Here is an 18,749-nt window from a genome sequence, read left to right on the forward strand (position 1 = left end):
AAACTCCTCTCTTCTCACTTCACCATTCAACAGTTTATTTTATCGAATAATTCGATATGACTCAAGGTTAACTTTCTGTTATGTAATCAAGTTCCACCTTTACAATGTCCTCACATGCTATTGAAATGATTGTTCCTTGTTTATCAATCGCCGTCACTTCTCTATTATCCATTACACGATTTGCTACTCTTTCTAACACTTTTCCTTGGTCTCGATAGCAAAATTCTTTTACATCTTTAATTGTTTCTCCATTTTCTAAATGGTATACCATTCTATAACATCGATATCCCAAAATTTCACCCCCGTCTTGTTCGTTTTTTCACATATACATAAAAATGAGTAATCTTTGCCTCATCACATCTTCTTAATTTCAATAAAATTCTAACAAAAATAAATACTTTTATCAAACCGACTTTTTCAACAAAACTACCTATAAAACTACACCTTTACACCATTAGGAAACAAAAAACATATTTTTTTAACATTTTCTTCACTATTTCTGCATAAAGTGAAACTTTAATCAGTGGGGATTTTTGTTCATTCCCACTGATTATTAGTTGAACCAATCGGGCATTTACGGACAGTTTATCTCCAACCTGGCTTCTTTGCACCAGCTAAGTTTTGAGTTGAGAGTTTACTGTCCGTTAATGCGGGACAAATTATCCATACAAAAAAAGAACCCGCCTCAGCGAGTTCTTCTTTTGTTATTTTAATCAAACTTGTACAGGAGCTGGCTTCGCATAACGTAAAACTGGTTTACGTGCAGCCATCGTTTCGTCTAAACGTTTAATGACTGTCGTATGCGGTGCTTCTTGTACAACTTCTGGATTTTCTTCTACTTCTTTAGCGATTTGAATCATCTTATCAATGAAACCATCTAATGTTTCTTTTGATTCTGTTTCTGTCGGCTCAATCATAATACATTCTTCCACATTTAATGGGAAGTAAATTGTTGGTGGATGATAACCGAAATCAAGCAGACGTTTTGCAATATCTAATGTACGTACACCAAGTTTCTTTTGACGACGACCTGATAATACAAATTCATGTTTACAATGTCTATCGAATGGAAGATCGTAGAATGGCGCTAATCTTCTCATCATATAGTTCGCATTTAATACCGCATACTCAGTTACTGCACGCAATCCATCTGGACCCATAGAGCGAATATACGTGTATGCACGAACGTTAATTCCGAAGTTACCATAGAATGGTTTCACACGACCAATTGCTTCTGGACGGTCGTAGTTGAAGTGATAACCATTTTCGGTTTTCTCTAAAATCGGTTTTGGTAAGTACGGAATTAAATCAGCTTTCACACCTACTGGACCAGAACCTGGGCCACCACCGCCGTGAGGACCTGTAAATGTTTTATGAAGGTTTAAATGCACAACGTCAAATCCCATATCTCCTGGGCGTGCTTGGCTTAATACCGCATTTAAGTTTGCACCATCATAGTATAATTTACCGCCTGCATTATGGACGATTTCTGCCATTTCTAAAATATTTTCTTCGAATAAACCTAATGTATTAGGGTTTGTTAACATAAGTGCTGCTGTTTCTTCGTTTACAACACGTTTTAAGTCTTCTAAGTCAACAAGGCCATTTTCATTTGATTTTACTGTAATTGTTTCAAAACCAGCTACAGTTGCAGATGCTGGGTTCGTTCCGTGAGCAGAGTCAGGCACAATTACTTTCGTACGGTTAAAGTCACCATTCGCTTCATGGTATGCACGAATTAACATTAAACCTGTCCATTCTCCGTGTGCACCAGCTGCTGGTTGTAAAGTAACAGTATCCATACCTGTAATTTCAATTAAATGCTCTTGTAAGTCGTACATTAATTCCATTGCACCTTGTACTGTCTTTTCATCTTGCAACGGATGAATATTTGCAAATCCTGCGAAACGAGCTACACTCTCATTAATTTTCGGATTATATTTCATCGTACAAGATCCAAGTGGATAGAATCCAGAATCCACACCGTGGTTACGGTTTGAAAGTGCTGTATAGTGGCGCATAATATCAAGTTCAGATACTTCTGGTAGCTCTGCATCTTCTACTCGAATATAATCGCTCTCAAACACATCTTCTAGTTTCACTTCTTCTACATCTAATTTGGGTAAGCTATATCCTATGCGTCCTTCTTTACTCACTTCAAAGATAAGTGCTTGGTCTTGGTTCTTCATTGGATAGCCCCCATTTCGTTTACAAGTGTGTCAATTTCCTCTTTTGTACGAAGCTCAGTTACTGCTACAAGCATATGGTTTTCATGCTCTTTATAATCACGGCCTAGATCGTAACCACCGATAATATTCTTTTGTAATAATGCATCGTTTACTTCTTTCACTGGACGTTTGCAATCTACAACAAACTCATTGAAGAATGGTCCAGCAAATGTTACTGTGAAGCCTTTCGTTTCAAATTGACGTTTTGCATATTGTGCTTTAGAAATGTTTTGACGTGCCATTTCTTTCACACCTTGTTTGCCAAGTGCCGTCATTGCAACAGAAGCTGCTAATGCATTTAACGCTTGGTTTGAACAAATGTTAGATGTCGCTTTATCACGACGAATATGCTGTTCACGTGCTTGTAACGTTAATACAAATCCACGTTTACCATCTGAATCTACAGTTTGTCCAACAAGACGTCCTGGAATTTTACGCATAAATGCTTTCGTTGTTGCAAAGTAACCACAGTGCGGTCCACCAAACTGCGTTGGAATACCGAATGGTTGTGCATCACCGATTACAATATCAGCACCAAATTTCCCTGGTGGTGTTAATGCGCCTAATGATAATGGATTTGAAGAAACGATAAATAATGATTTTTGTTGATGAACGATTTTTTCAATATCAGCTAATTTTTCAACTTGTCCGAAGAAGTTTGGATATTGAACGATTACACAAGCAACTGTATCATCTACTTCACTTTGTAATACGTCTAAATCTGTTACACCATCTTTATGATTAATTTCAACAACTTCAAGATTTTGACCTTTTGCATACGTTTCAAGTACTGCTCTTGATTCTGGATGAACCGCGCTAGATACAAGAATTTTCTTTTTGCGAGTATGGCCAGCTGCTAACATTGCCGCTTCAGCTAAAGCTGTCCCCCCGTCATACATAGAAGAGTTTGCTACATCCATTCCTGTTAATTCACAAATCATTGTTTGGAATTCAAAGATTGCTTGTAATTCCCCTTGTGAAATTTCCGGTTGGTATGGTGTGTAAGCTGTATAAAATTCTGAGCGAGAAATAACATGATCTACAATTACTGGAGCATAATGATCGTATACGCCTGCTCCTAAGAAAGAAGCGTATTCTTTTAAGTTAGCATTTTTACTAGCCATTTGAGATAGCTCTTTTAAAAGCTCTGGCTCTGATTTTGCTTCTTTAATTTTTAAATCCCCTTTAAAACGAACACTCTCTGGAATATCAGAGAATAATTCATCGATCGTTTGAACGCCGATCGTTTGTAACATTTCTTTTTTGTCTTCTTCTGTCATTGGAAGATAACGATGCAACATGAAATCTACCCCTCTCCCCGTTACTTTGAACGTTTGTAAAATGGTGTTGGAACAACTACTGCTTTGACGCGTTTATTACGAATTTCAATTTCTACTTCTGTATCAACTGCTGCGTATTTTACATCAATTAGTGCTAAACCAATGCTTTTCTTTAACGTTGGAGATTGTGTACCACTCGTTACTTCCCCAATTTTTTCTTCACCAATAAATACAGGGTAATGCGTACGAGGAATTCCACGTTCGATTACTTCGATGCCGACTAATTTACGAGGCGCACCGTTTTCTTTTTGCTCTTTTAACGTTGCTTTTCCAAAGAAGTCTGCTTCTTTATTTGTTTTTACCGCAAAGCCAATTCCAGCCTCAATCGGTGTAATATCTTTTGATAATTCTTGTCCATAAAGTGGTAATGTTGCTTCGAATCGAAGTGTATCACGAGCACCTAAACCACATGCTTTTAAGCCCTCTTCTGCTCCAACTTCAAGAAGTTTCTCCCAAAGTTTTGCAGCATCTTCACTCTTACAGTAAATTTCGAATCCATCTTCACCTGTGTAACCTGTACGAGATACAAGTGCTGGAATTCCATCTACAAGAATATCGTTTTTAAATTTAAAGAACTTAATTTCTTTCAAATCTTCTGACACAACTTTTTGTAAAATGCCTTCTGCTTTTGGTCCTTGAATTGCAAGCTGTGCAACTTCACTAGAAACATTGACTACTGTCGCATCGCCAATTACATGACTTGCTAACCATTCGTAATCTTTCTCGATATTTGATGCATTGATTACTAATAAATAGTCTTCTTCACCACGTTTGTAGATTAATAAATCATCTACTGTACCACCATTTTCGTAGCACATAGCTGTATATTGTGCGCCCCCTACCTTTAAGGTAGATACGTCATTTGTAACAACACGTTGTAAAAATGCTAAACTATCTACACCTTTTACTTCAACTTCTCCCATATGAGACACATCGAACAAACCTGCAGCTGTACGTACAGCTTCGTGTTCTTCTTTAATGCTTGAAAATTGAACTGGTAATTCCCAACCACCGAAGTCGATTGTTTTTCCACCATACTTCGCGTATACATCAAATAACGGTGTACGTTGTAATGTAATCATGCTCTCTCCCCCTTATGCTTTGACAAATCAATAAAAGTTGCTTCCCTTTTCTAAACATTTTCATTCTGAAAAGATAGGATATACGGAATCTCATTATATTTTTTTATGAAAGCGTAAATAAAAAATCACTTTCTTGGATAAAATACGAAAGATTCCACACATTTCACACCATTATCCTAACATCATTCGCTATATTTCATCAATATTCTAGCATAAAAAATAATTTAGAATTTTTTATGTTAAAACACAATAAATACAGCTTTTGAGATTTAATACTTTATTATTGTCTATCATATAGCCTTTAATAACGATAATTATGCCTTCTTTTAAGGCAAATCATCATACATTAAAAAATAATTACTTTAGTTTATAAAAGGTGGGAGAGTTGTAATGAATGTCGATATTTCCGTAGATCGGACATGGCAAAACAATTTTTTAAATAGAATTGACGAAGATGGTCCTTGGACAAACTGGGATTTATATCACTTAGCTTATGAAACAGAAAAATCGTTACTTGTTCCTACTTTTGATGGACTACAAGCACCGAAACATTTATCCCATTTCACACCGCTTCCGCATCAATTAGAAGTCGCTCAAAATGTGATTGAACAAATGAACGGTAAAGCGATTCTAGCAGATGAAGTAGGCCTTGGAAAAACAATCGAAGCTGGACTTATTTTGAAAGAATATATGGTCCGCGGGCTTGTGAAAAAGGTACTTATACTTGTCCCAGCTTCTCTCGTATCACAATGGGCATACGAACTGAATACAAAGTTTTTCATTCCCGCTGTAGCACAAAAGAAAAGCTACTCATGGGAACAAGCTGACGTAATCGTATCATCAATTGATACTGCGAAACGTTCACCACATCGCGATATCGTGTTGAACTTGGAATATGACCTTATTATTATCGATGAAGCACATAAACTGAAAAATAATAAAACAAAAAACTATGAATTTGCACAACGATTAAAAAAGAAGTTTTGTTTATTACTAACCGCTACTCCTGTTCAAAATAAGATTGATGAAATTTTTAACCTTGTTTCTTTATTAAAGCCAGGACATTTAGGCAATCAATCCAACTTTGAAGAATATTACGCTTCCAAAAATCGCTCAGCCGAATCAGATGAAGACTTAAAAGCTCTCATTAATAAAGTAATGGTGCGAAATAGACGACATAATACCGGTATCGATTGGCCGAAGAGACATGTACGTACAATTTTTGTTGAGTTTAATGAACAAGAACAAGCTCTATATAATGATATCGAAAATTGGCGAGGACAAGACGCCTTCACATCTGCTTTCTCATCGTTAACTTTAAAACGGGAAGCGTGTAGTAGTCGTGAGGCTGTTTACTATTCATTGAAAAAGCATGTAGAAAAAAGACAGAAAGAAAACGAACATTATATAAAAGATCCACATATCGATGTGCTAATGGACAAAATTAATCATATTCCTTTCAACTCAAAAGCAAATAAAGCTCTTGAGCTTATAAAAGAAATTGACGATAAAGTCGTTATCTTCACAGAATATCGAGCGTCACAAATGTACTTACAATGGTTTTTACAACAACACGGTATTTCTTCCGTTCCATTCCGCGGCGGGTTTAAACGCGGGAAGAAAGATTGGATGAAGGAGCTTTTCCAAAACCACGCACAAGTATTAATTGCAACTGAAGCTGGTGGTGAAGGGATTAACTTACAGTTTTGTAGCCATATGATCAATTATGATTTGCCATGGAATCCAATGCGTCTTGAGCAAAGAATCGGACGTATTCACCGTCTCGGTCAAAAAAATGATGTTCATATTTATAACTTAGCTACAAAGCATACTGTTGAAGAACATATTCTGAAACTGTTATATGAAAAAATCAACTTATTCGAGCGTGTTATTGGTGAACTCGATGAAATTTTAACGAGAATTAATATGAAAAACATCGACGCGCACATTCAAGAAATTTTCGCGCAATCAAAAAGCGAAGGTGAAATTAGAATTAAGATGGAAAACTTAACATCTATTATCGACTTTGCGAAACGAAATGAAGCTGAGGTGCAAGGCTATGCAGCAACATGAAATTCATAATTACTTATACAATTTCTTTGAGGCGAATAACTGTGAAATTTTAGAACGTTCTCCCCATTTATTAGATGTACAGTTAACAATTGAGATGGATAAATTATTAATGAATCGCCCTTTTTATTGGCACTATCTTGAGAAAACAGGAGGCGTACCGAATCCGATGCGCCTTACTCTTATTACAAATCCAGAAAATGAAGAAAATGATGGTGAGCTTATTCACTACGGTTCACCACGTCTACATCAAATTTTCCAAACGACAAAAGAATTAGGCTCATACATACGTTTATATGAGGATGTAAGACATAATGGGGCAACACATACACCGCTCCACCCTTGGCTCGGTATTAATATAAAAGTTTCCTATCAATGTGATCGAAAAAAAGACATCCTTCACTCGATTGGTATTCATCTCATTTCTGGAACAATGATGGCAAACTTTCATGAAACATTAACAAACATTAAACTTACACCAAAAATACCTGATTTTTGTTTTACGCTCTCGCCCATCATTAAACCTCAAAGTGGTTTACAACGCATAGAAGACGCTTTAAAAAATATAATTGCAGAAGATGACCATACGTGGGCAAAAGAAGCAAGAGTGCGTTGGAATCATGATTTAGACCTTTTAAACCGTTTTTATGAAGAAAGTGACGAACTTCCTGAGAGCTATGAAATTGAAAAACAAGCTCTGCAAGAACAGTATGAACCACGTATTACAGTGCAAATTATTAACGGTGGACTCTTTTATGTTACCGCGAATCATTTTCTATCGAAATAAAGCTCCTTCTGCTTTAGAAGGAGCTTTATTTCGAGTTATTCTCTATCCTCATTACGCTCTTGTTGTTTTTGCTTTGCCATGCGTTTTTGATACGCACGATCCTTCGCGCTCACATGATTTGCATCAGTTGGAAGATTTTCTTTCGAACGTCCAATTCCATTGCTCATCTTTCCCACTCCTTTTTACGTTTTTCAGAATACATGTTTATTTTCAGCTAGAGTTACAATCCTTATACAAAAAATAAGAGCAGCCATTGGCCACTCTTACTCGCTCACATATTTTTGAAACATATCATGGATGCCTTTATTTACTAGGTTCGAGATCTGCTCGTCAGATTTATTCGGATAACGATCACGCAATCTGATAGATGCCTTCACCATTAAATTTTCTAATACAGAACGGCCACCTTCTCCATAAATAATTTCAGCATATTTAACAAGCCTTCCATCCTCTACTGTTGCTGGATTATGATTGAAGAAAAATTTACTCATTGTCTCCACCTCTCTATTTTGATAACGTTTACATTTATATAGATTATTTATGTTATTTATTTCACAATATTGTATGCATGTATATTTAATTAGTTTCATTATAAAGCAACATATCGATAGTAAATATGTGATTTTCCGTCCATTTTGTGAACAAATTAAAATGAAAGCGTTTCCTTTATTATATACTAAAAAAACTTACTACGCTAGGGGCAATTTTTTTCAATCTACTCCCCCCTCGAAAATTGATATATTTTTTCTTTTCCCATTAAACCTTATACAATTTTCAGAAATTATATTATAAAATATATATATGACTTAAGGAGGCTTTGTATGAATCAAAATAAAAAAGCTATATTAGATCTTGTCTTTTATCTCGTAATCCCATTCCTCATTTGGAAATTTGCAAAACCTTATATCGATCCTTATTACGCGATGTTACTTTCCTCTGTTCCGGGGATTATTTATACACTGTATACCTTTAAAAAAGAAAAACAGTTTAACGTGACAGGGTTCTTTATTTTAATTACACTCATTTCTAATACAACGGTAGATTTATTATCTGGGTCAGCTGAACGAATGTTGTGGAATGATGCATATTATCACATCGTACTCGGTATTATCGTCATATGTACAATTTTTATAAAGAAACCACTTATGTTATATTTCGCTGCGGATATTGCCGCACTGCAAGGCCATGATCGCGATAAAAGTCGTGAGCTTTATCGTGATAGTCGTATATATCCAGCACTGCAATATTTAACGTTATTTTTCGGACTGCAATTTATATTAAAAAGCTTCTTAAAAATTTATTTCATCTCTGTTTTTGGTGTAGATGGCTATGGTGAAATGAGAGCCATTATGACCGCTGTCGGCTGGGGCATTTCTATTTGTATCGGAATAGGGTTCGTATGGGTGAACAATAAAATACATGCCGTTACGGAAGAACAAGAATCCGTGCAGTAAATAAAAATCCCCTAGTGTAATACGACACTAGGGGATTTTTGGTTTGCTAAACATATGACTAAAATTTAACATGATTTTTTTCTTTTACTTTTTACATTTCGGTAAAACAAAGCAGCACTCAGCGGCATAACACCAAACCACTTATTCATAAATGGCTCTTTTTCAGCACGGCGTTGTTCTTTCTTTTGTTTTCGATCTTCTTTTGGAGCATCCATATACGACACAAACTGCTGCGTCACAAAGCGAACATAATCATTAGTAGACATATTATCATCACCTCTACTTGATTAGTATGTCCACTTTTTTATACATTAATCTTTTCCTTTAATTCATTCATAATTTGCTTTACAGACTTATTTGTCGTATCGATATGAATATGAGCCTCTTCATAATAAGCTCGGCGTGATTCAAATTTCTTTACGAATGCATCTATATCTTTCTTTTGAAATAGTGGACGTGTCGTATCTTCACGAAGCCTTTCTGCAATTACATGCGGATCACAATATAAATACACGACAGTTCCGTTCTCTTTCATCCACTTGCGATTTTCCGCTCGTTCAATAATTCCCCCACCAGTTGTAATAATAACATTATGGACTGGTAGCGCACGTAACATTTCGCTTTCATATTCCCGAAAAGCCATTTCGCCTTCTTCGGCAAAAATTTTTCGAATTACCTTCTCTTGCTTCTCTTCGATTTTTTGATCAGTATCTACAACATCCATTTGAAGTTCTTTACTTAACGCTTTTCCAATTGTTGTTTTCCCTGCTCCCATGTAGCCGGTTATGTATATAGATTTCATTTCTTGTCCTCTCAATCGTCATTTATTAATTGTTATTATAACGAAAGATGCTACTTTGTTTAATAAAAAAACGTTTTGTTCTTATACTATGAAGAACAAAACGTAACACTCGCTTTTACTTATAAGTGCCTCTTCTCACCCACTGCGTTGCAATCCATTTCTCGCCTTTCGTTACAGGTGCCCCTCCGTGTAACGTAAGCTCGTTTAATGATTGATCTTGATAAAAATACTCAAAGTATACTGCCATTCCCTTTCTAGGGTGTACAGAAAGATTTAATTTTGGGAAGTACGTTTCTCCGCCTTCTTCTACATCATTTAAATACATTACAAGCGTACTAATACGATTGTTAGCAGCTGATCTACTATGTTCCGCAAAATAATCATAGTGTGCTTTATATTGTTGATCCACTTCATAATTTAAAATGTGCAATCCTTCTCCGTGCGCCACCGGAACATTCATGATAGATGAAATTCGTTTTTCAATCTTTGAAGTAAGTTCATTGTCTTCCAAAAATGCACCGCTACTTGTTCGAATATCATTTACATCACGTGATGAACCAATTTTAGAACGCTCCATTTTATTTTTAGACATTTCAATCAATTCATCACACTCTTCATCACTTAGTACATTTGCTAATACGACAATAAGAGGTTCTTCGAATTTTGAAATAATGTGTATTTCTCTATCTTCTGTCATAATCGTATTTCCTTTATGATCAAAAATAGTTTGTTCCTTATTTTCACCTATTTGATTGTTGTTTGTCATTTCCCTATTCTCCCTAAAATAATGATTGGATAGCATGAATATATCATATTCTTTCTACCTTTCTCTTTTTTGAGAAAATTTAAACTTTTAATCATTATATTTATCTATTTCTTCTAAAAAATCAATTCAATTTACAATAGGAAATCCTGGTTTATCTATATATATATTTTACATATTATCCTTCTATCCAATCGACTATTTTCCCATCCTTTTTTCTATACCGAAAACTCACCGTATAGAAAGCTTCCTGTTTGAGTGTACACTGCAAAGCAACGAGAATTAAATCATTTTCAAAGACATAATTCCCACTCGCTTCTCCCTTTTCATACTGAAAGAAAAATGTACCTTCTTTTTCTTTTTGCTGTAAGTCTTTTTTTATATCTGTAATAGATCGGTTAAGTAATTCATCCAATAAAAATTTTTGTTCTATTCCTATATAAAAATTTTTATCTGTAAACAACATATTTGTTTCGTATATAAAAAAAGAAGTTAATAAAATAAGAAAGATAATCGTTCCAGGCATTGTAAATCCCTTTTGCTTTCTCATACGTTTATTCCTATTTCGCTATATCGCATAACTACACCTTCATATATTTTCCCACTAGTATCTTTCACATTTATAATGAGTACATGAGGTGTTAGTTTGTAAGAAACCGTTCCAATATTTTGTAAAACAACTTCCCTCCCGCGCCTATTTACCTTTCTTATAAGACGACTATTCTCTTTTTCATACGATACTTCACTCCCATTACGCGATCGGAATTGTAAAATACTTTCTCCATTTTCAAATGCTAGCTGTTCTCCAGATGATACTTCACGAAACTCCAATTGCATTTGCCCTAAATACACATCCCACTCCCAATCATTTAACCCTTTCGACTGTTTATTTTCCATTTCAATGAAATGTAGGCGGGGAAAGAGCAAAAAAAATATTGATAATAGAAACAGACATACAATCATTTCTATTAATGAAAAACCAAATTCTAATTTATTTTTTCTCCTACATAAAAGCATTGTTCCATCATTCTGTCTTTCACATCTTTCCACATGGTACAAACTTCATTGCCTCCCCAATATGTGTAATACACAATTCCATTTATATTCTTTTCTATTATTCGCTTTTCTTCATTTCCATACATATATATAGCTGCTTCTTTTTTTAATAATCCAGTTGCCTTATAACGAATTTGTATATTTTTTCTTTCTTGCATAACTAATACTGTTTGCGGTAGTAGTAACGATACAGCCATCATTAAAACACTTAACGATACAATCATTTCAGCCATTATGGATCCTTTTTGACATTTCACGATACGTAAATCTCCCTCTTCCAAGCTGAAATACAATTTCATATTTATAATTTCTATACGAAATTATAATCGTACCACCTCTATTAATATTTCCACTTGGATTATATGTCATCGGATTTGGAAACGTATGCAAATCAATTTGTATATCTTCTTCATACTCTCGCTTGACGATATAATACTTTGTACCTGACTCTTTTATAGCATACATATTTCTATCTTTATGCCAACGTAATGTGTAGTGCTTTTGATGGTTTATCGCTAATTGCTGCATATACAAAATATCATTTGAAAACTGTCTCAAAAATTGTTCAACTTTTTGTCGCTCGTATAAGGAATGAACACTAAAATACGTAATTATACTTAATACAGAAATAACAAATAAAACGAGTAACATTTCTAAAAAAGTAAACCCTTGTTGTTTCACAATGCCCTAATTGATACTGTGCCATCATCTGATATATGAATAGATTCGCCATTCGGACACTTATCAGTTGTAATATACTTTTCATCTGCCAGTTCTTTTAACGATGGAATTTTATTATGTTGTAATTGATATACTTGTATTTGCGCTTCTATAGATTTCACGTAAGCTGCACACCCTTTTCCTTGGACCGATGAACGCTGTGTAACTACATTTGGAATAATTAATAGTAATAATATAGTTATGACAACCATTACTAATAGCATCTCTAACAGAGTAAATCCTTCCTCATTCTGCATACAAATGCCCCCTAAATAGAATTCATCATTTGAAACATCGGCATAATCATCGCTAAATACATAAGGACAACGATTCCTCCAATACATGTAAATAAAATAGGCTGAATGATAACTAACATATGTTTAATTTTTCGTTCCATCTTTTCCATAATAAGATCGCTATAGTCACCTAATTCAATCCCTAAATTGCCATTTGCTTGTCCATGCGTAATAACATAAGAAAGTTCTTTCTCGTAATACCCACTTTTAGCAATGATAGATTGTAACTGTTCTCCTCCAATTAATTGTCTTTCAATCCGATTCGCTTCATATTGAAAGAACGGATGATATCTTTGCTCCATCATTATTGTTAAAGCTTCGCATACTGATAGTCCACCATTTAATAAACCACTCAACTGAGTAGCAAAATAATGTGAATGCTTTAAAATAAGAAATGTTTTGATGAGAGGAATACGAAGCATGATTTTTACCTGTCTAATATGTGGAAGTTTCCTAAAATACAACATGTATAAACTACATCCAATAATAACAGTTAAAATAGCGGTTAAAATAATGTATGGTAGCAGTTTTATTGCACTTAAAATGTGTTCTGTAAGTAGTGGTGTATTAGAACCGAACGAACTATAAACCATTTCAACCTGAGGTAATAAAATGAGGTTAAAAATAAAAAGCATGATTAGTAGAAAAAACATCAAGAACATAGGATACTGCATTATTTTCATCATGTCTCTCCTATACTTATCTTTCTTATAAAGAAGTACACTTCCTTGTTGCAAAGCAAAAGAAATATCACCATGTTGCTCGGCATAAAATAGATAACTTAACATGTCCTGATGAAACTTTAACTGATGAAAAGAATCGTGTAGACTTTTCCCATCTTTTAATCCCTCAATCATGCGCTGCAATTGTACTTTCTTTTCTACAGGTAATTGAAACTGTAAAAATTCTAATGCTTGTAAAAGAGAGTAGCCTTTTTCTAATAATTCTCCTAAACGTTTCAACAATACTACTTGATCACTTAAACTCCAAGTTTTCTTAAACATAAACATCTTCTTCTAAAAAACCTAAAGCATATCCTTTTCGTATTGATGATTCTAAAGTCTCATGTTTGTAAGTAACACATTCTCCATCTGCTTCTTTAAGTGCTTGTTTTAACTCATATCCATATAGCAGCTCATAAATGCTTGCTTGCCTTACTTGCCTCATTGATTTACATAAAGTTGAGCACTTTCCTCTGCAAAACGGACACTTCAATTCGACAAGTCGCTGTGCAGCTACAGCCAATAAAGACTGTTCAATCTCTTGCCTCGTTATACCATAATCCATGAAACGAATGATTGCTCCTTTCGCATCATTCGTATGCAGCGTTGTCATTACTAAATGTCCTGTCAAACTTGCTCTTATAGCTATTTTTGCTGTTTCCTCATCCCGGATTTCACCGACTAAAATAATATCTGGATCATGACGTAAAATAGCCTTTAATCCTGTTTCATATGTGAGACCCGCTTTTTCATTTATTTGAATTTGTAATACATCGTCACTTCTTTTTTCAACCGGATCTTCAAGTGTAATGATGCGACGTGTTTTCTTTTTTCTAATTACTTCTAATAATGCATACATTGTCGTCGTCTTCCCAGATCCAGTCGGTCCAGTAAACACGAGTAGCCCCTGTGAATAGCGTAAAAACGAGAGTAGTTTTGCTGCCGTACTTGGAAATAACGAAAGATGTGATAAGGGCTGAACAGATGCTTGTAAATGAAGGCGAATAACGAGACTTTCTTGATATACTGTTGGAAGTGTTGAAAGGCGTAAATACACTTCTTGTCCATCAATTTGCAAATACAGCGAACCATTCTGTGGCTTCCGTTTCTCTCCTATGTCCATAGATGCTAAAAATTTGAAATGTGAGACAAGTTTTTCTCCAAACTCCTTTTCAATACACTGGCTCGTCATTAAATCTTTTCCTATACGTAGTTGCACCGCTACATCCTTCTGCCGGGGCACAATATGTAAATCTGACGCTTGTACCCTACACGCTTCTTTTAAAATTGTATTCGCGAAAATTTCAATCCCATTCATCACTTTTCCCTCCTCACTATGTATATAGCATGAAAACATTCGCAATAAAAATTTGGACTTTTGTATTTTCAATAGAGGAAAAAGGAAAAATATGTTTGTGAAATTATGAACAATTTCCGAATTATTGTCTGAAATTACCTATACTCATGTTTATCTGTATTATAATGTTATTATCTTGGATAAAGTGATAAAGGTGGAGATCCTCATGGAACAAGCTTTAAAAATTACAGGTGTATTATCTGACCCAACTCGTTATTACATTTATAAATATATTTCGCAAAAACATAGTTACGTAACGGTACAAGAAATTGCAGATGAGTTTGACATTCATCCAAACGTAGCGCGTTTACATTTATCTAAATTAGAAGATGTTCATATGCTAAAATCGGAAACGAAGAAAACTGGAAAAGGCGGACGACCGAGCAGATTGTATGTCTTATCTGAAGATGTTATCCAATTACAATTTCCATTCCGTGATTATCAATTGTTAGCAAGAATCGCATTTAATTCTTTACTTAGCCTTGGCGCTGCTGGTGAGAAAGCGCTATACGAAACAGGAAAACAATTCGGAGCTGAATTAATGCAACAACATATGCAACGTTTAAATGTGAGTGAAGATGCTTTAACAGTGGAACAAAAAGTTCAAATTGCAAAAGAAGCTTTCTCAACAGCTGGCTTATCACCTGCATTTGAATTAAGTGCAGATGGAACAAAAATTTTCTATGATGTACACAATTGTCCATTTAAAGAAGTTGCTGTTCATCATCCAACTGAAATTTGTAACATGCACGGAGATATGATGAAAGGAATTTTTGAAATCCTATTCCCTAACATGGAATTAACTCGACATGATAGTCTATTAGATGGATGTAAATCTTGTAATTATAAACTAACAATTTAATTTCTCATATAAAAAGAAGCCAATAATAATTGGCTTCTTTTTATATGAACGAATATTTACAATAGTAAGAAAAATAAACTATAATGAAAAGAGGTTTTATTTTTTCTAGAAAAGGAGGGAAATGGCATGGATCGCATGTTTCGCGTTCTCGGCTTTTGGACTGGAATTTTCTCGGTTATGTTTTACGTAGGAGATATGCAACAGGCTGCACTACTATTTTTAGGACAAACAGGTTTCTTCGTACTCTTAAGCTATTTAAAATTGACAGAGCGTATGTATATATACGTATTCGGGGCATATTTAACTGTTTTCTTCATAGGATTTACATACTACACGACGTTTTTACTTGTCCCTGGGGCTGGACATTAAAAGATGGCATTTTGCCATCTTTTTTTAATTCCGGAATTTCCTAGTTGACTTATAGGTTTTATTGCCTTATATTCTATATAACAGATTGGAATTAGGGGGAATCAACATGAATACACTGCTTGTCGGAATTAACGTTGCAGTCATGCTCATTTTAGTTGGCGTATTATATTATATGCAACGTAAGCATGTATCTTTTAATAAACGTGTATTTACTGCTTTAGGAGTCGGAATTATATTCGGTCTTATATTACAATTTATTTATGAACCAACTTCTAAAATAATTATTGAATCAAATACTTGGTTTGGCTTAATCGGTAACGGTTATGTGAAATTACTTCAAATGATCGTTATGCCACTTATTTTAGTATCTATTATTTCAGCCTTTACAAAATTACAGTTAACGAAAAACCTTGGTAAAATCAGTGGTCTTATTATCGGAATTTTAATTCTTACTACAGGAATCGCTGCAGCTGTCGGTATCGCTGCAAGTGCAGGATTTGATGTATCTGCAGCAGGCTTGCAACAAGGTGATGCAGAATCTGCTCGTCTGAAACTAGTTGAAGAAAGATTTACTTCTATTGAAAAGACAACAATTCCAGATAAATTATTAGAGCTATTGCCTACAAATCCGTTTCTTGATTTAACAGGCGCTCGTCCAACATCAACAATTTCTGTCGTAATATTTGCAGCCTTTATCGGCATTGCCTTTATAGGTGTAAAACGAAAATATCCAGAACAAGCAGAACTATTTAAGAAAATGCTTGATGCTGTATATGCAATCGTAATGCGTATGGTAACATTAATTTTACGCCTTACTCCATACGGCGTATTAGCTCTTATGGCAAAAACAGTTGCTGGTAGCGATATAAATGCTATTTTAAAACTTGGTAACTTCGTGTTAGCCTCTTACGTAGCACTTATCGTAATGTTTATCATTCACTTATTATTAATTGCATTGTCTGGTTTAAATCCAATTCAATATTTGAAAAAAGTGTTCCCTGTACTAACTTTTGCATTCACATCTCGCTCTAGTGCTGGTGCGATGCCATTAAATATTGAAGCTCAAAAAGAAAAGCTTGGTATTTCCGAAGGAATTGCAAACTTCGCAGCTTCATTTGGGGTATCTATCGGACAAAACGGTTGCGCAGGTATTTATCCAGCAATGCTTGCAATGATGGTCGCTCCAACTGTAGGAATTGATCCATTACAACCACAATTTATTTTAACTTTAATCGCTGTTATCGCTATTAGCTCATTCGGTGTTGCCGGAGTTGGTGGCGGCGCAACATTCGCAGCTTTAATCGTACTATCTACAATGAACTTACCAATCGGTATTGTTGCTCTAGTTATCTCGGTTGAGCCATTAATCGATATGGGGCGTACAGCTCTTAACGTAAGTGGTTCTATGACAGCAGGTCTTATTTCAAGTAAATGGCTTGGTGAATTAGATCAAGATACGTACAATCAAGATGATACAAAAACTGGTGAAATTGCTTCATAATGAAAAAAAGACGCTAACATACAATTGTTAGCGTCTTTTTTATTCCGTTCCCTCTTTATAGATTTTATCTTGAGAATTCTTACTCCAAGTATTCTTCTAGTTGCTCTTTTAACTCCTCCTCAATCTCATAACAAGATTCATCAACAAGTTCCCCTACTTTCTTACTCCCAAAAATGTTTGATTGAATTGACATTCCTAAAAAGATTCTTTCGCATTTCCAAATTGGAATATAGTGAAATTCAATCATCTCTTTTTCTTCATCTAATATAGCTATGGCAACTGATGAATAATAACCCACCTCAAAGGGATTCTCTTTTTCTCTTGCAAATCCCATATCTAATTCCATGTGTTTTTCTATGTATAAATGCGCATACTCTTTATGCAGTTTAAGTGATATTCGCTCTATTTCCTTCTCCATACATTGAATGTTCTCTTTTAACTCCAACGTAAACCCCTGTTCTTTATATTTCATTTTCGCCTCCTGAAACATAGAAAAAGAGAATATGATAACATATCCTCTTTCCTCAAATATATTTCATTATCTCACAGCCCGTCCTTTTCACAAATAACCATTTTGTTCGCACCATTTATGAAATTGTCCTACGTCTACTCCAACTAACACGATATCCTTTAGCTCTACATCAATGATTTGTTCTCCAATTACAATAGCAAACTGCGATGCTAATTTTGTCTCGTTTTTCTTTACAATTCCAATTCGGTTCCGATGCGGTCCATCTTTTATATATGCTTTTTGTCCTACAATATCAAAGTTCAAAATTCTCACCTCTTTTACTGCGCTCAAATTGGAAATACGATCTCCACCTCGGAAAATTTCCTTTCATTGCACTATTTCTCTATATATATGACGAAACAATAAAAGAGTCCTTCCTTCTTTACAATTATTTTTTCTTTGTTTCATTTTTGTGATTGAAACGTAAAGTTTATAATAAAATACACTTGGAAGCGCTTTCTATGTAATTTTTTATGTTATAATATATAAGTAGAACTTCGTAAAGAGGGTTAAAAAATGAATACAAAAATGATTAAAAAAGTAATTGAAGCATTAAAAGTATATGGCTTTCAGGATGTATCATTCTGTGACAAAACGAAGCAATTTTTATTTCATAACGAAACCGATATTATGAGCGGCTATGCAGAAATAACATATAGTAGTCAATTTGAAAAATTCAACGTACAAATTCATCCAATTGAAACGCATCACCAAGCAGAGTTACAAGAGATTGAAAGACATATACAAGCTTGTATAAGAAAAGTGGAATATTTAAACGCACTTCTTACCGGGCAGACAAAACTAGATGATAAAATTATTATTATGTAAA

The 18,749-nt window shown here is 34.6% G+C and carries 25 protein-coding genes and 1 pseudogene; 8 read left to right on the top strand and 18 right to left on the bottom strand.

Annotated elements, in window-relative coordinates:
- Nucleotides 1-67: 67 nt before the first annotated feature.
- The 4 genes from DN407_RS20920 to gcvT form a co-directional block, all read right to left on the bottom strand.
- Nucleotides 68-271, bottom strand: coding sequence for a DUF3929 family protein (locus DN407_RS20920; protein ID WP_000262496.1), 204 nt, complete (start codon nt 269-271; stop codon nt 68-70).
- A gap of 442 nt (nt 272-713) precedes the next feature.
- Nucleotides 714-2,189: an aminomethyl-transferring glycine dehydrogenase subunit 2 gene (gcvPB, locus tag DN407_RS20930; protein ID WP_000795702.1), complete on the bottom strand. Its 1,476-nt coding sequence runs from the start codon at nt 2,187-2,189 to the stop codon at nt 714-716.
- Nucleotides 2,186-3,529: an aminomethyl-transferring glycine dehydrogenase subunit 1 gene (gcvPA, locus tag DN407_RS20935; protein ID WP_044584858.1), complete on the bottom strand. Its 1,344-nt coding sequence runs from the start codon at nt 3,527-3,529 to the stop codon at nt 2,186-2,188. Before gcvPA ends, gcvPB begins: the two co-directional genes overlap by 4 nt.
- A gap of 20 nt (nt 3,530-3,549) precedes the next feature.
- Nucleotides 3,550-4,650: a glycine cleavage system aminomethyltransferase GcvT gene (gene gcvT / locus DN407_RS20940; protein WP_000631769.1), complete on the bottom strand. Its 1,101-nt coding sequence runs from the start codon at nt 4,648-4,650 to the stop codon at nt 3,550-3,552.
- Between the two features lie 390 nt (nt 4,651-5,040).
- Between gcvT and DN407_RS20945 the strand changes: the two genes are divergently transcribed.
- Nucleotides 5,041-6,723, top strand: a complete 1,683-nt coding sequence (locus tag DN407_RS20945) for a DEAD/DEAH box helicase (RefSeq protein ID WP_001100037.1) — start codon at nt 5,041-5,043, stop codon at nt 6,721-6,723.
- On the top strand, nt 6,710-7,507 hold the full coding sequence (locus DN407_RS20950; RefSeq protein WP_001183964.1) for a YqhG family protein: 798 nt from the start codon (nt 6,710-6,712) through the stop codon (nt 7,505-7,507). Before DN407_RS20945 ends, DN407_RS20950 begins: the two co-directional genes overlap by 14 nt.
- Nucleotides 7,508-7,542: 35 nt before the next feature.
- Here DN407_RS20950 and DN407_RS32215 read toward each other — a convergent pair whose 3' ends face one another.
- Nucleotides 7,543-7,674, bottom strand: a complete 132-nt coding sequence (locus DN407_RS32215; protein ID WP_000064668.1) for a hypothetical protein — start codon at nt 7,672-7,674, stop codon at nt 7,543-7,545.
- A 96-nt stretch (nt 7,675-7,770) separates the two neighbouring features.
- Entirely contained in the window at nt 7,771-7,998 is a 228-nt protein-coding gene (locus DN407_RS20955; RefSeq protein WP_000032702.1) for a hypothetical protein, read from the bottom strand.
- 73 nt (nt 7,999-8,071) lie between these two features.
- Between DN407_RS20955 and DN407_RS32220 the strand changes: the two are divergent.
- Nucleotides 8,072-8,187, top strand: a pseudogene (locus tag DN407_RS32220) (GTP pyrophosphokinase).
- Between the two features lie 141 nt (nt 8,188-8,328).
- Entirely contained in the window at nt 8,329-8,961 is a 633-nt protein-coding gene (locus DN407_RS20965; RefSeq protein ID WP_001073111.1) for a VC0807 family protein, read from the top strand.
- A 65-nt stretch (nt 8,962-9,026) separates the two neighbouring features.
- Here DN407_RS20965 and DN407_RS20970 read toward each other — a convergent pair whose 3' ends face one another.
- The 10 genes from DN407_RS20970 to comGA all read right to left on the bottom strand — a co-directional run bounded on the left by DN407_RS20970 (nt 9,027) and on the right by comGA (nt 14,638).
- Entirely contained in the window at nt 9,027-9,227 is a 201-nt protein-coding gene (locus tag DN407_RS20970; protein WP_000106082.1) for a YqzE family protein, read from the bottom strand.
- A 38-nt stretch (nt 9,228-9,265) separates the two neighbouring features.
- Nucleotides 9,266-9,763: a shikimate kinase AroK gene (aroK, locus tag DN407_RS20975; RefSeq protein ID WP_000836657.1), complete on the bottom strand. Its 498-nt coding sequence runs from the start codon at nt 9,761-9,763 to the stop codon at nt 9,266-9,268.
- Between the two features lie 115 nt (nt 9,764-9,878).
- Entirely contained in the window at nt 9,879-10,529 is a 651-nt protein-coding gene (locus DN407_RS20980; protein ID WP_000183860.1) for a 2OG-Fe(II) oxygenase, read from the bottom strand.
- 175 nt (nt 10,530-10,704) lie between these two features.
- Nucleotides 10,705-11,076, bottom strand: coding sequence for a competence type IV pilus minor pilin ComGG (comGG, locus tag DN407_RS20985; protein ID WP_001231273.1), 372 nt, complete (start codon nt 11,074-11,076; stop codon nt 10,705-10,707).
- Entirely contained in the window at nt 11,073-11,543 is a 471-nt protein-coding gene (gene comGF / locus DN407_RS20990) for a competence type IV pilus minor pilin ComGF (protein ID WP_000923099.1), read from the bottom strand. The genes comGG and comGF overlap by 4 nt, the downstream gene beginning before the upstream one ends.
- A complete protein-coding gene (locus tag DN407_RS20995) occupies nt 11,513-11,815 on the bottom strand; it encodes a hypothetical protein (RefSeq protein ID WP_000829473.1) in 303 nt (100 codons plus the stop codon). Before DN407_RS20995 ends, comGF begins: the two co-directional genes overlap by 31 nt.
- Complete coding sequence (comGD, locus tag DN407_RS21000) at nt 11,808-12,263, bottom strand: competence type IV pilus minor pilin ComGD (RefSeq protein WP_098366915.1); 456 nt, start codon at nt 12,261-12,263, stop codon at nt 11,808-11,810. The genes DN407_RS20995 and comGD overlap by 8 nt, the downstream gene beginning before the upstream one ends.
- Nucleotides 12,260-12,559 (bottom strand): competence type IV pilus major pilin ComGC, encoded by a 300-nt coding sequence (gene comGC, locus DN407_RS21005; RefSeq protein ID WP_001178686.1) that lies wholly within the window; start codon nt 12,557-12,559, stop codon nt 12,260-12,262. Before comGC ends, comGD begins: the two co-directional genes overlap by 4 nt.
- 11 nt (nt 12,560-12,570) lie before the next feature.
- Nucleotides 12,571-13,602: a competence type IV pilus assembly protein ComGB gene (comGB, locus tag DN407_RS21010; protein ID WP_000475192.1), complete on the bottom strand. Its 1,032-nt coding sequence runs from the start codon at nt 13,600-13,602 to the stop codon at nt 12,571-12,573.
- Nucleotides 13,595-14,638 (bottom strand): competence type IV pilus ATPase ComGA, encoded by a 1,044-nt coding sequence (comGA, locus tag DN407_RS21015; RefSeq protein ID WP_001013186.1) that lies wholly within the window; start codon nt 14,636-14,638, stop codon nt 13,595-13,597. The genes comGB and comGA overlap by 8 nt, the downstream gene beginning before the upstream one ends.
- A 205-nt stretch (nt 14,639-14,843) precedes the next feature.
- Between comGA and DN407_RS21020 the strand changes: the two genes are divergently transcribed.
- From DN407_RS21020 to DN407_RS21030, 3 genes are all read left to right on the top strand, one after another.
- Nucleotides 14,844-15,539: a helix-turn-helix transcriptional regulator gene (locus DN407_RS21020; RefSeq protein ID WP_000434124.1), complete on the top strand. Its 696-nt coding sequence runs from the start codon at nt 14,844-14,846 to the stop codon at nt 15,537-15,539.
- A 126-nt stretch (nt 15,540-15,665) separates the two neighbouring features.
- Entirely contained in the window at nt 15,666-15,908 is a 243-nt protein-coding gene (locus tag DN407_RS21025; protein ID WP_000375619.1) for a DUF2626 domain-containing protein, read from the top strand.
- Between the two features lie 106 nt (nt 15,909-16,014).
- Nucleotides 16,015-17,409: an L-cystine transporter gene (locus tag DN407_RS21030; RefSeq protein WP_001094330.1), complete on the top strand. Its 1,395-nt coding sequence runs from the start codon at nt 16,015-16,017 to the stop codon at nt 17,407-17,409.
- 79 nt (nt 17,410-17,488) lie between these two features.
- On the opposite strand, the gene DN407_RS21035 is transcribed toward DN407_RS21030, so the two are convergent.
- Both DN407_RS21035 and DN407_RS21040 read right to left on the bottom strand, forming a co-directional pair.
- The gene (locus tag DN407_RS21035; RefSeq protein WP_149216617.1) at nt 17,489-17,881 is read right to left on the bottom strand and encodes a hypothetical protein; all 393 of its coding nucleotides are present in this window, start codon (nt 17,879-17,881) and stop codon (nt 17,489-17,491) included.
- An 87-nt stretch (nt 17,882-17,968) separates the two neighbouring features.
- A complete protein-coding gene (locus tag DN407_RS21040; protein ID WP_001008326.1) occupies nt 17,969-18,184 on the bottom strand; it encodes a DUF3912 family protein in 216 nt (71 codons plus the stop codon).
- Nucleotides 18,185-18,436: 252 nt separating this feature from the next.
- On the opposite strand from DN407_RS21040, the gene DN407_RS21045 reads away from it, so the two are divergent.
- Entirely contained in the window at nt 18,437-18,748 is a 312-nt protein-coding gene (locus tag DN407_RS21045) for a hypothetical protein (RefSeq protein WP_001093237.1), read from the top strand.
- The last annotated feature ends 1 nt before the right edge of the window (nt 18,749 follow it).

It is taken from the genome of Bacillus sp. JAS24-2, assembly GCF_008274905.1.
Taxonomy (GTDB): Bacteria; Bacillota; Bacilli; order Bacillales; family Bacillaceae_G; genus Bacillus_A; species Bacillus_A cereus.